11 protein-coding genes are annotated in these 13,543 nt (G+C 72.5%); 5 read left to right on the top strand and 6 right to left on the bottom strand.

Going from position 1 to position 13,543, the window contains the following annotated elements:
- Positions 1–45: 45 nt before the first annotated feature.
- Genes dgoD through ACFV9Q_RS17865 form a run of 3 tightly spaced genes read right to left on the bottom strand, consistent with a single transcriptional unit; the run spans position 46 to position 2,892 of the window.
- The gene (gene dgoD, locus ACFV9Q_RS17875) at positions 46–1,194 is read right to left on the bottom strand and encodes a galactonate dehydratase (RefSeq protein WP_377235479.1); all 1,149 of its coding nucleotides are present in this window, start codon (positions 1,192–1,194) and stop codon (positions 46–48) included.
- A 10-nt stretch (positions 1,195–1,204) separates the two neighbouring features.
- Positions 1,205–1,822: a 2-dehydro-3-deoxy-6-phosphogalactonate aldolase gene (locus tag ACFV9Q_RS17870; protein ID WP_377235478.1), complete on the bottom strand. Its 618-nt coding sequence runs from the start codon at positions 1,820–1,822 to the stop codon at positions 1,205–1,207.
- Positions 1,819–2,892: a 2-dehydro-3-deoxygalactonokinase gene (locus tag ACFV9Q_RS17865; protein ID WP_377235477.1), complete on the bottom strand. Its 1,074-nt coding sequence runs from the start codon at positions 2,890–2,892 to the stop codon at positions 1,819–1,821. Before ACFV9Q_RS17865 ends, ACFV9Q_RS17870 begins: the two co-directional genes overlap by 4 nt.
- 88 nt (positions 2,893–2,980) lie before the next feature.
- Here ACFV9Q_RS17865 and ACFV9Q_RS17860 point away from each other — a divergent pair, with 88 nt between their 5' ends.
- Positions 2,981–3,763, top strand: coding sequence for an IclR family transcriptional regulator (locus tag ACFV9Q_RS17860; RefSeq protein WP_377235476.1), 783 nt, complete (start codon positions 2,981–2,983; stop codon positions 3,761–3,763).
- A gap of 64 nt (positions 3,764–3,827) precedes the next feature.
- Here the strand turns inward: ACFV9Q_RS17860 and ACFV9Q_RS17855 are convergent, their stop codons facing one another.
- Positions 3,828–5,573 (bottom strand): ABC transporter ATP-binding protein, encoded by a 1,746-nt coding sequence (locus ACFV9Q_RS17855; RefSeq protein ID WP_377232104.1) that lies wholly within the window; start codon positions 5,571–5,573, stop codon positions 3,828–3,830.
- Positions 5,570–7,426 (bottom strand): ABC transporter ATP-binding protein, encoded by a 1,857-nt coding sequence (locus ACFV9Q_RS17850; protein WP_377235475.1) that lies wholly within the window; start codon positions 7,424–7,426, stop codon positions 5,570–5,572. Before ACFV9Q_RS17850 ends, ACFV9Q_RS17855 begins: the two co-directional genes overlap by 4 nt.
- 63 nt (positions 7,427–7,489) lie before the next feature.
- Between ACFV9Q_RS17850 and ACFV9Q_RS17845 the strand changes: the two genes are divergently transcribed.
- The 3 genes from ACFV9Q_RS17845 to ACFV9Q_RS17835 all read left to right on the top strand — a co-directional run bounded on the left by ACFV9Q_RS17845 (position 7,490) and on the right by ACFV9Q_RS17835 (position 9,872).
- Positions 7,490–7,897 (top strand): DUF3817 domain-containing protein, encoded by a 408-nt coding sequence (locus ACFV9Q_RS17845; RefSeq protein WP_357481381.1) that lies wholly within the window; start codon positions 7,490–7,492, stop codon positions 7,895–7,897.
- A gap of 20 nt (positions 7,898–7,917) precedes the next feature.
- Positions 7,918–8,598, top strand: coding sequence for a YceI family protein (locus ACFV9Q_RS17840; RefSeq protein ID WP_377235474.1), 681 nt, complete (start codon positions 7,918–7,920; stop codon positions 8,596–8,598).
- 92 nt (positions 8,599–8,690) lie between these two features.
- Positions 8,691–9,872 (top strand): MalY/PatB family protein, encoded by a 1,182-nt coding sequence (locus tag ACFV9Q_RS17835; protein ID WP_377235473.1) that lies wholly within the window; start codon positions 8,691–8,693, stop codon positions 9,870–9,872.
- Between the two features lie 89 nt (positions 9,873–9,961).
- On the opposite strand, the gene ACFV9Q_RS17830 is transcribed toward ACFV9Q_RS17835, so the two are convergent.
- Positions 9,962–10,864 carry an SURF1 family protein gene (locus tag ACFV9Q_RS17830; RefSeq protein ID WP_377235472.1) on the bottom strand — a complete coding sequence of 301 codons (903 nt, stop codon included), beginning with the start codon at positions 10,862–10,864 and terminating at the stop codon, positions 9,962–9,964.
- Between the two features lie 178 nt (positions 10,865–11,042).
- Here ACFV9Q_RS17830 and ACFV9Q_RS17825 point away from each other — a divergent pair, with 178 nt between their 5' ends.
- Entirely contained in the window at positions 11,043–13,532 is a 2,490-nt protein-coding gene (locus ACFV9Q_RS17825; protein ID WP_377235471.1) for a phosphoketolase, read from the top strand.
- Positions 13,533–13,543: the final 11 nt, after the last annotated feature.

Here is a 13,543-nt window from a genome sequence, read left to right as displayed (position 1 = left end):
GTCGGGCGCCGGGCTCTCCGGCGTCGGCGCCGGGCCGACCCGCGCTCACCACTCGGCGAACGACCCGTCGTCGTGCCGCCAGACCGGGTTGCGCCAGCGGTGCCCCTCGGCGGCGCGCTCCCGGACGTAGTCCTCGTTCACCTCGATGCCCAGGCCCGGCCCCTGCGGGATGGCGACGGAGCCGTCCTCGTAGGCGAAGACGCCGGGGTCGACGATGTAGTCGAGCAGGTCGTTCGCCTTGTTGTAGTGGATGCCGAGGCTCTGCTCCTGGATCACCGCGTTGTACGCGACGGCGTCGAGCTGCAGGCACGCGGCCAGCGCGATCGGGCCGAGCGGGCAGTGCGGCGCCACGGCGATGTCGTAGGCCTCGGCCATCGCGGCGATCTTGCGCACCTCGGTGATGCCGCCGGCGTGCGACAGGTCGGGCTGGATGATGTCGACCACGCCCGTGGTGATGACGTTCTTGAAGTCCCACCGGGAGTACAGCCGCTCCCCGAGCGCGATGGGCGTGGTCGAGTTCCGCAGCACGTCGGCGATACCGTCGACGTGCTCGGAGAGCACGGGCTCCTCGACGAACATCAGGTGGTACGGCGCCAGGGCGTCGAGCAGCACACGCGCCATCGGGCGGTGCACGCGCCCGTGGAAGTCGACGCCGATCCCGATGTTCGGCCCGACGGCGTCGCGGACCGCCGCCACGTTGGCGACCACCCGCTCGACCTTGTCGCGGGAGTCGACGTACTGCAGCTCCTCCGGACCGTTCATCTTGACCGCCGAGAAGCCGCGCTCGACGGCGGCCCTGGCCTGGGCCGCCGTCTCGGCGGGCCGGTCGCCGCCGATCCACGAGTAGACCTTGATCCGGTCGCGCAGCCGGCCGCCGAGCAGGTCGTGCACCGGTACGCCGAGCGCCTTGCCCTTGATGTCCCACAGCGCCTGGTCGATGCCGGCCAGCGCGCTCATGTGGATGCCGCCGCCGCGGTAGAACCCGGAGCGGTACAGCACGGTCCAGTGCTCCTCGATCCGTCGGGGGTCCTTGCCGATCAGGTAGTCGGACAGCTCCTCGACGGCGGCGGCGACGCTGGCCGCGCGGCCCTCCAGGACGGGCTCGCCCCAGCCGACGATCCCCTCGTCGGTCTCGATCTTGAGGAAGAGCCACCGGGGCGGCAGGACGAATGTCGTCATCGACGTGATCTTCACGGCAGGCCTCTCAGTCGTTGCAGTTCTCGTGCCAGATCCGGGCCAGCTCGGCGGCCCGCGCGCCGACCGTCGCGGGCGCGTCGCCAGGCCGGTACAGCGACGTCCCGATGCCCGCGCCGGCCGCGCCGGCCTGCGCCCAGTCGGCGAGGTTCCCGGCGTCGACGCCGCCCACCGGGACCAGCGCGGTGCCGCTCGGCAGCACGCTCGCCCAGGCCCGCAGACCGCCGATGCCGACCGCTGAGCCGGGGAAGAGCTTGATCGCCCGGGCGCCCGCGTCGAGCGCGGCGAAGGCCTCGGTCGGCGTCGCCGCGCCGGGGTAGCTCTCCAGCCCGAGCCGCACGGTCTCGGCGATCACGTCCGGCCGGGTGTTCGGGGAGACGATGAGCGAGGCCCCGGCATCGGCCGCCCGGCGCACGTCGTCCGGGCTGAGCACGGTGCCCGCCCCGACCCGCCGGTCGGCCGGACCGGCCGCGCGGATGCGGCGGACGGACTCCAGCGGGTCCGGGGAGTTGAGCGGTACCTCGACGGCGTCGAACCCCGCCTCGAAGACAGCCTCCGCGACGGCGACGGCGTCATCGGGCGGCACGCCGCGCAGGATCGCGATCAGGCCGGTGGACCGGGTGTTCATGCGAGCTGCTCCTCAGTGGGGTCGAGCGGGGCGGGGTCGGGGGAGGCAGGGTCAAGCGAGGCTGGGTCGAGCGAGGCAAGGCCGGCGTCGAGGGCGACGCGCCACAGGCCGCGGGCGGCGGCGTCCTCGCCGACGGCGCGGACGGTCACGCCGCTCCGCTCCAGGGCGAGGCGGTAGCGGTGCGTGGTGGATGGCGACCCGCACAGGACGACGACGTCGGCCGGCTCGGCGCGCAGCGCGTGCCGCACCTCGGCGCCGATCAGCAGCCCGGACAGGTAGTCGGCCACGTCCTGGCCCGCGAGGCGGCCGGCCAGCACGAGCGTGCGCGCCGTGAACAGCAGCGTCGGCAGGCCCCGCTCGTCGCCGTGCTCGGCCTCCGCCTCCAGACCCCAGGTGAAGGCGTCCGACGCCTCCGTGCCGGGCTCCCCCTCGGCGAGCCGGCCGAGGATGCTGTCGCGCAGCAGGAGGCCGTAGAGCTCGCCGGTCATGGCGGTGGTGAAGCTCGCGACGCAGTCGCCGTCGAGGCGTACCCACTTGGAGTGCGTGCCGGGCAGGACGACGGTGTGCCGTCGGTCGGGGGTGGCCGGGTGCCCAGCCGGGGTCTGGTGTTCCGTGGCGATCTCGGCCAGCGCGCCCACGAGCTGCACCTCCTCGCCCCGCATGACGTCCGGGAGGGGGCCCGTGGCCCGCAGCCCGGGAACGAGGTGGACCACCGAGTCGCCCGCCGGCACCACCGTCAGCCGGTACGCGAGGCCGCCGAGCTCCGCCGGCACGTCGAGGTACCCGGCGTCGGCCCAGCCGAGGTTCGACCCCGCCATCCCGGAGCACAGCACGGGGATGCCGGGGTGCTCGTTGAGCCAGGGCCGGCACAGCCGGGAGAACGTCGCCTCGAAGGCGGCGGCCCGCGCCCGGGCCGAGTCGGCCCGCTCCGAGAGCGAGAGCGCGCCGTCCGCCGTCCGGACGCCGTCCACGACCGCACCCGTCGCGTCCAGGAGCCAGGCGCGGAACGTCGTCGTGCCCCAGTCGAGGGCCACCAGCGCGGCGTCGCGCCTCGGTGCGTCGTCAGCCATGTTCTGGACGGTAGACCGGAGTCCCGATAGTCCGAACCTCATCCCTATTATCGGGACATCGCGGCGTCTCGGGAGATAGCGTGGCGCGATGGCCACCCCGTCCGACGCCGCCCCGCCCGGAACGCAGACCCTCGCGCGGGGCATCGCCGTCGTGAACGCCGTCGCCCGCGGCTGCACGCGCCTGCGGGACGTCTCGGCGGCGACCGGGGTCGGGCGCAGCACCACCCACCGCCTGCTCCAGCTCCTGCTGGCCACCGGCTACCTGCGCCAGCACGACGACGGCGCCTACGCGCTCGGCCCCGCCCTCATCGAGCTCGGCTACCAGGCGCTGCAGGAGAACCCGGTGACCGGGGTGGGCGCGCCGGTGCTGCGCGCGCTCGCCGAGCGGGTCCACGACACCGTGCACCTCGCCATCGAGGACCGCGGGCAGGTGCTCTACCTCGACAAGATCCCGGGCACGCGCGGGGCGGTGATGCGCTCGCAGATCGGGCACCGCATGCCGCTGACCCGGACCGGGATCGGCAAGGCGCTGCTCCTGGACGAGCCGGGTCGCTGGAGCGAGCAGTTCCTCGCCGAGCGGCCCGCCGGCGCGGAGCACGGCCTGGAGCGGGATGTGCTCACCGCCGAGGCGTTCGTGCAGGTCATGGAGGCTTCGGCGAGCCGGGGCGTGACCTTCGACCTGGAGGAGAACGAGCCGGGGATCCTCTGTGTCGCGGCGCCGGTGCGCGACACGTCGGGCGCGATCGTCGCCGCGATCAGTGTCACGGCGACCCGGCCGTACATGCCCCCGGAACGCCTGGAGACCCTGACCCCGGTGGTCCGCGACGCGGCCGCCCGCATCTCGGCCGCCCTCGGCTGGCGCCCCCGTTGAGTGCTGGCTATTTGCGCTGTTCGCGGCTCGGAAGGCGCAAATACCCAGCACTCAACGGAGGGGTTTATTCGTGCTGCCAGCTGTGCCAGAGGCTGGCGTACTCGCCGTTCGCCGCGACCAGCTCGTCGTGCGGGCCGATCTCCGTGATGCGGCCGCCGTCGAGCACCGCCACCCGGTCGGCGTCGTGCGCCGTGTGCAGGCGGTGCGCGATCGCCACGACCGTGCGCCCGTCGAGCACCGCGTTGAGCGAGCGCTCCAGGTGCCGGGCCGCGCGCGGGTCCAGCAGGGAGGTCGCCTCGTCGAGCACGAGCGTGTGCGGGTCGAGCAGCACCAGCCGCGCGAGCGCGATCTGCTGCGCCTGCGCCGGGGTGAGCTTGTACCCGCCGGAGCCCACCTCGGTGGCCAGGCCCTCGTCGAGCGCCTCCACCCAGCCGTGCGCGTCGACGGCGCGCAGCGCGTCCATCAGCTCGGCGTCGTCGGCCTCGATCTTGGCGAGCCGCAGGTTGTCCGCCAGCGACCCCACGAACACGTGGTGCTCCTGGGTCACGAGCGCGACGTGCTTGCGCAGGTCCTCCAGCGGCAGGTCCACCAGCGGCACGCCGCCGACCTCGACCCGGCCGCCCGTGGGCGGGTGGATGCCGGCCAGCATGCGGCCGAGGGTCGACTTGCCGGAGCCGGACGGCCCCACGATCGCCAGCCGCTCCCCCACCTTCAGGTCGAGGTCGATGCCGTGCAGCACGTCCGTGCCCGCGCGGTAGGCGTAGCGGACGTCGGTGCCGCGCACCTCCTCGTCGTCGGGCTCGGCGTCACCCGCCGTACGGTCCGCCGGAACGAGCCGGACACCGATGATGCGGGACAGGGACGTCGCGGCCACCTGGATCTCGTCCAGCCAGAAGATGAGCTCCCACACGGGACCCTGGAGCTGGTAGGTGTACATGACGATCGTGGCCACCATGCCGATGGTCACCACGTTCTCGGAGGCCAGGTAGACGCCCCACACGAGCACCGCGAGCGGCGCGACCATGAACGCGAAGTCCACGCCCGGGAACAGCACGGTGCGCAGGTTGAGCGTCCCGCGCTCGGCCTGGAAGGCCTCGTGCAGGTCCTCGTCACCCCGGTCGGTGCGCCGGCGTCCGATCTTGAGCGCGTCGATCGTGCGCGCACCCTCGACGGACTCGGTGACGGTGCCGTCGAGCAGCGCGTACGCCGCGGACTCGCGCTGGTAGGCGGGCGCTGCCCGCTTCAGGTACCAGCGGGCGACCGCGACGAGCACCGGCACGCCGACGAACATCGCGATCGCGACCAGGGGCGAGACCACGAGGCTGACCACCGACGTCAGCACGAGCGTCACCACGGCGATGACCAGCCGCGGCACGCCGAACCGCACGGCGTTCTGGATGCGGCTGACGTCGCGGGTGGTGCGCGCGATGAGGTCGCCGGTCCCCGCGGTCTCGACCGTGGACAACGGCAGGGCCGTGACGGTCTCGACGAACTCCTCGCGCATGTCGGCGAACACCGTCTCGCCGAAGACCATGGCGCGGCGCTGGGCGAACCGGGTGATCAGCGACTGCAGCACGACGGCCGCGACGGCGGCGAGCACCAGGTTGCGCGCCACCTCGATCGTGGTGCCGTCGGTGACGGCGTCGACCAGCTTGCCCAGCACGAACGGCCCGGCCAGGCCGGCGATCGCGGCCACCGTGTTGGCCACGGTGATGATGATCAGCGGCCTGCGGTGCCGGCCGAGCAGCGAGCGCGTGTACCGCCAGGTCTCGGCGGCGTCGGCGATCGGCAGGATCTTTCCCGTGCTCATGCCTTGCCTCCTTCCCCTGCGTTGGTGCTGCCTGCGTTCGTGCCGCCCAGCAGCTCGTCGAGCTCGGCGTCCAGGTCGTCGTCCAGCGAGCGGCCGACCACCCGCCGGTAGCGGGCCGCCTCGCGCCCGCCCGGCGCGTTCGTGGGCAGGTCCAGCAGCTCGCGGTGCGTGCCGTGCGTGACCACGCTCCCGTCGTCCAGGAAGACCACGTCGTCCACGTGGTCCAGGACCAGCGGGCTCGCGGTGACGATCAGGGTGGTCCGGCCCCGGCGCCACTCGGTGAGCCGTTGCGCGATCCGCGCCTCGGTGTGGGCGTCGACCGCGGACGTGGGCTCGATGAGCACCAGGACCTCCGGGTCGGTGAGCAGCGCCCGCGCGAGCGCCACGCGCTGCCGCTGGCCGCCCGACAGCGAGCGCCCCTTCTCGGGGATCTCGCCCTCGATGCCGTCCGGCAGGGACTCCAGCACGTCGTGCGCGTCGGCGATGTGCATGGCCCGCAGCAGCGCGTCGGCGTTCGCGGAGTCGCGCACGTCGAGCTCGCCCGCGAGGCGGCCGGAGAACAGTGCCGGGGTCGCGTCCGCGACCACGATCCGCTCCCGCAGCTCCGCCTTGTCGAGGTCGGCCAGCCGGACGCCGCCGAGCGTGACCGGGGTGGTGGTCTCCGCGTCGTCGTCGAACCGGCCCATCCGGATCGCGACCTGCGCCGACTCGTCCGGGTCCGCGCTGACCAGCGCGACGACCCGGCCGGGCCGGAGCGTGACACCCGTGGTCTCGTCGACCAGCGGCACACCGGCGGGCGGCATGTCGGCGGTCGACGCCTCGGCGCCGGTGGCGGGCACGACCTGCAGCACCTTGACCACCTTGCCCGCCGCGACGTGGGCCTTGGTGACCACGTTGACCGACTGCACCAGCAGGTGCACCGGCCACGACAGGAAGGACGCGTACCCGTAGAACGCGACGAGCTGGCCCGTGGAGATGCGCCCCGCGATGGCTTCCGCCGCGCCGAGGTAGACCACCAGCGCGATGAACAGCCCCGGCAGCAGCACCTGCAGGGCGTCGAGGATCGACTGCGTGCCGGCGACCGCGACGCCCGCCTGCCGGACCTTCTGCGACTGGCCCTGGTAGCGGCCGGTGAAGACCTTCTCGCCGCCGATGCCGCGCAGGATGCGCAGGCCGGAGACGGTGTCCGCGCCGAGCGTGGTGAGCCGGCCCTGCGCGTCGCGCTGGTTCTTCTGGTGCTTCTGGAGCGGCTTGACCAGGAGGGCGAGGATCGCCGCCACGACCGGCAGGCCGAGCGCGATGACGAGCCCCAGCTTGAGCGACTGGTTCAGCATCAGCACCACCACGATGCCGTAGGTGGCGACGCTGCCGATGGTCTGCGCGGCGATGCCGAAGACCTCGCCGATGCGCATGGTGTCGTTCGCGACGGAGGACACCACCTCGCCGGTGGGCAGCTCCTTGGTGATGTTGTGCCCCGACCGGGCCACGGTCCGCGTCACGAGCTGTGACGTACGGAACGCGGCGTGCATCCACGCGGTGATATCCCACCGGTGGCCGATCGCGTTCGAGGCGATCCAGACGATGCCGACACCCATCATGACGGCCGCCCACGTCCACGTGGTGCGGTCGAGCCCGGACGCGGAGGCGCTGTCGATGATGCGGCCCAGCAGGAACGGCTGGAAGGCGCTGCAGGTGAACGAGAGCACGCCGAAGAACATCGCCACGAGCAGCACGCGGAGCTGCTTCCGGGCGAGCCACAGGAGCAGGGTGAGCGGACCGCGCAGCGGCGGGGTGCCGGGATCGGCGAAGGGGAGGGGGCGCACGACAACCACCGTACGGAGCACCACTGACATTGATCCACGCTTTATCCACAGGGTGCGGATGGCACCCCCGCGGACGGCATATCCTCGTTGGTTGTGAGCACCCCTCAGACCACTCCCGAGATCTCCGCCGAGGCGGCGGCCACCGCGATCCGCAAGGCCCGCGGCGCGATGTCCCGCTACCGCTTCATGGCTCTGGTCACCGGTGTCATGCTGCTGATCCTCTGCGTCGAGCTGGGCATCAAGTACGGCCTCGGCGCGCTGACCGACGTGGACGGCGTCATGCCGTTCATCGCGTGGGTGCCGTTCGCGCACGGCTGGATCTACGTGGTGTACCTGGTCACGGTCGCCGACCTGTGGTCCAAGATGCGCTGGGGCTTCGGCCGCCTGGTCACGATGGTGATCGCGGGCGTGATCCCGGTGATGTCGTTCGTCCTGGAGAAGAAGGTGCACGCCGAGGCCGAGGCGAAGCTCGCCACGCTCGAGGCGCGCTACCTCTCCTGACCGCGTGGGAGCGTAGAGCCATGGGCCGGAAGATCGTCGTCGCGCTGGGCGTGCTCGTCGTCGTGGTGGGCCTCGGGTTCCTCGCCACGCGCATCTACGCGGGACTGCAGACGGGCGGCGACGTGCCCGCGCCCGCCGTCGGCTCGTCCGCGCCCGCGGCGACCGCGGACCCCGCCGACCTCGACGGCGACTGGACCGTGGCCGACGGCTCCGAGGCCGGGTACCGCGTGAACGAGGTGCTGTCCGGCCAGGACGTCACCGTCGTCGGCCGCACCCCGCAGGTGACGGGCTCCGGCACCGTGGCCGACGGCGAGCTCACCGCCGCGTCCGTCGAGGTCGACCTCGCGAGCATCACCACCGACGAGTCCGCCCGGGACGGCCAGTTCCAGGGCATCCTCGACACCCGCACCTACCCCACGGCGACCTTCGAGCTCACGGACCCCGTGGACATCACGGCGGTGGCCGACGGCGGGACCGTCACCGTCGACGCGCCCGGCACGATGACCATCAAGGGTGTCACCCAGGACGTCACCGCCGGCCTGGAGATCCGGCTGGCGGACGACGGCGGCGACGTCGTCGCCGAGCTCGCCGCGACCGTGCCGGTCACGTTCGCGGACTACGGCGTCGAGGCCCCCGACCTGGGCTTCGTGACGGTGGAGGACGACGGGTTCGTCGAGGCCGAGCTGACGCTCACGCACTGACCGCGGGGCCCCGGCGACCGGCCGCCGGACCGCCCCATTTCGGGCTCTGGTCACCCGGACGACGCGCACGCCGCACCTGCTTCAATGCGAGAGTGAACGCCCACCCCTTCGACGCCCTCACCGCCGACCGCCTCCGGACGAACGGCAGCCTTAAGTGGACGGCCTTTCCCGGCACGATCGGGGCCTGGGTCGCGGAGCTGGACTTCCCGACTGCCCCGCCGATCGCCGCCGCGCTGCACGACGCCGTGGACCGCAGCCTGCTCGGCTACCTCCCGCCCGCGCTGGTCACGGGCATGTCCGAGGCGTACGCGGGCTTCGCCGCCGACCGCTACTCCTGGGCTGTCGACCCGGCGCGGGTGCGACCCGTGTCCGACGTGCTCACCGCGCTGGACGAGGTCATCAAGCACTTCTCCCGGCCCGGCTCACCGGTGATCGTGCCCACGCCGTCGTACATGCCGTTCCACACCCTGCCGGGCGAGCTGGGCCGCAAGGTGCTCCAGGTGCCGATGGCGCGCGACGCCGACGGCCGGTATTCCTACGACCTCGACGCGCTGGACGCCGCGTTCGCCGCGGGCGGGCACCTGATGATCCTGTGCAACCCGCACAACCCGGTCGGCCGGGTCCTCGAACCCGCCGAGATGCTGGCCGTGGCCGAGGTCGTCGAACGGCACGGCGGCCGCGTCTTCGCCGACGAGATCCACGCCCCGCTGGTCCACCCCGGCCGCCGCCACGTCCCGTACGCCTCGCTGAACGAGACCACGGCGGGCCACACCGTCACGGCCACGTCCGCGTCGAAGGCGTGGAACCTGGCGGGCCTCAAGTGCGCGCAGCTCGTCCTGTCCAACGACGCCGACGTACGGCTCTGGGACCAGGTGGGCGAGCGCGCCGAGGAGGGCGCGTCGACCCTCGGCATCCTGGCCAACCAGGTCGCCTACACCGAGGGCCGGGACTGGCTGGACGACGTCCTCGGCTATCTGCAGGGCAATGTCACGCGGCTGGGCGAGCTGCTGGACGGGAGCGGCATCGGCTACCGCGCGCCCGAGGGCACGTACCTGACCTGGCTGGACTGCCGTGGCCTCGACCTGCCGGGCGCGGACCTGCCGGGCGCGCCCGCGAGCGCCGCCGCCTGGTTCCAGGAGCATGCGGGCGTCGTCCTGGTCGACGGCGCGGAGTGCGGCGACGCCGGCCGAGGCTTCGTGCGGTTCAACGCGGGCATGCCGCGCCCGCTCGTCGAAGAGGCGGCCCGGCGGATGCTGAGCGCCCTGAACGGCTGACGCCCCTCCCCTTTGAGGCCCGGGTTTCTTCGCTCTCAGGGGTCTGAAAGCGAAGAAACCCGGGCCTCAAAGGTGACGGGGGGAAGGCCTCACGCCGCCGGCAGACCCGCGATGCCCGTGTCGGCGTCGGTCGGCGCGCCGCCGCGGCGTCCGCCGGCCATCTCGTCGCGCACGAGGCGCACCCAGAGCAGCACGGCGAACCCGCCGAACAGCCACCACTGCAGCGCGTAGAAGATGTTCTGCAGGTTGGCGCCCGAGCCGCCGTCGATCGTGGGGCGCGGCAGGGCGGCCACCCCGCCCTCCTCGGGCGAGCCCGGGCCCGACGTCAGCACGGCGTACCCGGTGTAGATGGGCCCGCCCCACTCGTTGACCAGGGCGCTCAGCGCGATCTGCTCGGTCTGCCCGTCCGTCACGGCGGCGCTGCCCGACGTCGACTCGCCCGCCTGGAGCCAGCCCGTCACCGTGACCTCGCCCTCCGGCAGGGCGAGCGCCGCGGCGTCGCCCGGCGCGGCCACCCAGCCCTGCACGAGAGCGAGGACCGGCGCGCCGGACAGGTCGGCCCAGGACGCGCCGTCGGTCCCGTCGTCAGACACGCGGAAGGGGGTCAGGACGAGGTAGCCGACCCGCCCTTCCAGCACCCGGCCCGGGACGAGCAGCGTGCCGGCCGGCTCGTACTCGCCGGTCACGCGGACCTCGCGCCCGACGAGCTCGCCGGGAAAGCTCTCCTGCGGCGTCAGCAGGTCGCCCAGCCAGGCCGGGCCCGCGGCGGCGGCCTCGGCGGCCTCCTGCTGGGCGGCCAGCTCCGCCCGCTCGTAGGCGCGGTCGAGCTGCCAGGCGCCCAGCCGGCCGCACACCAACGCCGCCAGCACGAACACGAGCAGCAGCCCGATCATCCGGGGCTGCCTGGCCACCTGGAGAAAGGTACGGCGCTCGGTGACGGGTTCGACGTCGATCACCTTCGACGGGGATGTGCTGGGGGCACTGACGGGCATAACCTCAACGGTAGCCGCCGTCGGCGGGTCAGCGGCACAGGTCACCGGGGCGTTCTGTCGGACGCGTCACAGATCACGGGGCCGGGCGGTCGTCTCGCGTGTACGGCGGTTGTGCGTTCGAATGAACGGGCAGCAGACCGGCACCGATCCACACGTAACCCCAGCAGGAGCGTGAGCGATGACGACGACCACAGTCCCCGACTCCCCCGCCACCGGATGGCGCACCTCCGGTGTCGCCGAGCTGGCCCCCGCCGACCTGGAGCGTATCGACGCCTGGTGGCGGGCCGCCAACTTCCTCTCGGTGGGCCAGATCTACCTCCTGGACAACCCGCTCCTGCGCGAGCCCCTGACCGCGGACCACGTGAAGCCGCGCCTGCTGGGCCACTGGGGCACCACGCCGGGGCTGAACTTCCTGTACGCGCACCTGAACCGCGCCATCAAGGAGCGCGAGCAGCAGACGGTCTACGTCACGGGCCCCGGGCACGGCGGCCCGGGGCTAGTCGCCTCCGCGTACCTGGACGGCACCTACTCCGAGGTCTACAGCGACATCACCGAGGACTCGGAGGGGGTCCGGCGCCTGTTCCGGCAGTTCTCCTTCCCGGGCGGCATCCCGAGCCACGTCGCGCCGGAGACGCCGGGATCGATCCACGAGGGCGGCGAGCTCGGGTACGCCCTGAGCCACGCCTACGGCGCGGTCTTCGACAACCCCGACCTGCTCGTGGCGGCGGTGGTGGGCGACGGCGAGGCCGAGACCGGCCCGCTGGCCACCTCCTGGCACTCGAACAAGTTCGTCAACCCGGCCCAGGACGGCGTCGTCCTGCCGATCCTGCACCTCAACGGCTACAAGATCGCCAACCCGACCGTCCTGGCGCGCATCTCGCACCAGGAGCTGAACGACCTCATGGTCGGCTACGGCCACCGGCCGTACTTCTTCGACGGCGGGTACGACGAGAACGAGTCGCCGCTGGACACGCACCGCCGGTTCGCGGCGCTGCTCGACGAGGTGCTCGACGAGATCGCGGCGATCAAGGCCCGCGCGGCGCAGGGCGACCTCAGCCGGCCGATGTGGCCCATGATCGTGTTCCGCACGCCCAAGGGCTGGAGCGGGCCGGCGGAGATCGACGGAAAGAAGACCACGGGGTCGTGGCGCGCGCACCAGGTGCCGCTCGCGAACGCCCGCGACACCGACGCGCACCTCAAGGTCCTGGAGACCTGGCTGCGGTCCTACCGGCCGGAGGAGCTGTTCGACGCCGACGGCCGCGTGCTGCCCGAGATCACCGCGCTCGCCCCGGAGGGCGCGCTGCGGATGAGCGCCAACCCGCACGCCAACGGCGGGCTGCTGCTCAAGGACCTGCGCCTGCCCGACTTCCGCGACTACGCGGTGGACGTCCCGGTGCCCGGCGGGTCGACGTCGGAGGCGCCGCGCGTGCTGGGTCAGTGGCTCACCGACGTGATCCGGCTCAACCCCGACAACTTCCGCATCTTCGGGCCGGACGAGACGGCGTCGAACCGCCTGCAGGCCGTCTACGAGGTGACGGACAAGCAGTGGAACGCCGAGTACATCGGCCCCGAGGTGGACGAGCACATGGCCCGCGCCGGCCGGGTCATGGAGATGCTGAGCGAGCACCAGGTGCAGGGCTGGCTGGAGGGCTACCTCCTGACGGGCCGGCACGGGCTGCTGACCAGCTACGAGGCGTTCATCCACATCGTCGACTCGATGTTCAACCAGCACGCCAAGTGGCTCAAGGTCACCAACCACATCCCGTGGCGGCGGCCCATCGCGTCCCTGAACTACCTGCTGTCCAGCCACGTCTGGCGGCAGGACCACAACGGGTTCAGCCACCAGGACCCCGGGTTCATCGACCACGTGGTCAACAAGAAGGCCGAGATCGTGCGGGTCTACCTCCCGCCGGACGCCAACACCCTGCTGTCCACCTACGACCACTGCCTGCGCAGCCGCCAGTACGTCAACGTGGTGGTCTCCGGCAAGCAGCCGGCGCCGAACTTCCTGGACATGCCCACCGCGATCGAGCACTGCACGCGTGGCCTCGGCATCTGGGAGTGGGCGGGCACGGAGGTGGCGGGCGAGCAGCCCGACGTCGTCCTGGGCTGCGCGGGCGACGTGCCCACGCTGGAGGTGCTCGCGGCGGCCGACATCCTGCGCCAGGAGCTGCCCGACCTCAAGGTGCGCGTGGTCAACGTCGTGGACCTCATGCGGCTGCAGGACGCCAAGGAGCACCCGCACGGCCTCACCGACTCCGAGTTCGACGGCCTGTTCACGGCCGGCCGGCCCGTCGTCTTCGCGTACCACGGCTACCCGTGGCTCATCCACCGCCTCACCTACCGGCGCACGGGCCACGTCAACTGGCACGTGCGCGGGTACAAGGAGGAGGGCACGACGACGACGCCGTTCGACATGGTCATGCTGAACGACCTGGACCGGTACCACCTTGTGATCGATGTCATCGACCGGGTGCCGCAGCTCGGCAGCGCCCAGGCCGGACTGCGCCAGCGGATGCAGGACGCGCGGCTTCGTGCGCGTGCATGGACCCGCGAGCACGGCGACGACCTCCCCGAGGTGCGCGACTGGGTGTGGCCCGACGCCCAGGACCAGTCCGACGCCGGTCAGGTTGACGCTACGCTCGGCACCGGTGGAGACAACGAGTAGCAGCAAATCCC

Source organism: Promicromonospora sp. NPDC059942 (assembly GCF_042731755.1).
Lineage (GTDB): Bacteria > Actinomycetota > Actinomycetes > Actinomycetales > Cellulomonadaceae > Promicromonospora.
Note: the sequence above shows the minus strand (reverse complement) of the source record. Positions and strands in the feature narration are given on the sequence as shown.

Bases quoted from the DNA above. Each gene is read 5' to 3' on its own strand.
- ACFV9Q_RS17870 (WP_377235478.1), bottom strand. From the start codon at position 1,822: ATGAACACCCGGTCCACCGGCCTGATCGCGATCCTGCGCGGCGTGCCG.
- ACFV9Q_RS17865 (WP_377235477.1), bottom strand. From the start codon at position 2,892: ATGGCTGACGACGCACCGAGGCGCGACGCCGCGCTGGTGGCCCTCGAC.
- ACFV9Q_RS17860 (WP_377235476.1), top strand. From the start codon at position 2,981: ATGGCCACCCCGTCCGACGCCGCCCCGCCCGGAACGCAGACCCTCGCG.
- ACFV9Q_RS17855 (WP_377232104.1), bottom strand. From the start codon at position 5,573: ATGAGCACGGGAAAGATCCTGCCGATCGCCGACGCCGCCGAGACCTGG.
- ACFV9Q_RS17850 (WP_377235475.1), bottom strand. From the start codon at position 7,426: ATGTCAGTGGTGCTCCGTACGGTGGTTGTCGTGCGCCCCCTCCCCTTC.
- ACFV9Q_RS17840 (WP_377235474.1), top strand. From the start codon at position 7,918: ATGGGCCGGAAGATCGTCGTCGCGCTGGGCGTGCTCGTCGTCGTGGTG.
- ACFV9Q_RS17830 (WP_377235472.1), bottom strand. From the start codon at position 10,864: ATGCCCGTCAGTGCCCCCAGCACATCCCCGTCGAAGGTGATCGACGTC.
- ACFV9Q_RS17825 (WP_377235471.1), top strand. From the start codon at position 11,043: ATGACGACGACCACAGTCCCCGACTCCCCCGCCACCGGATGGCGCACC.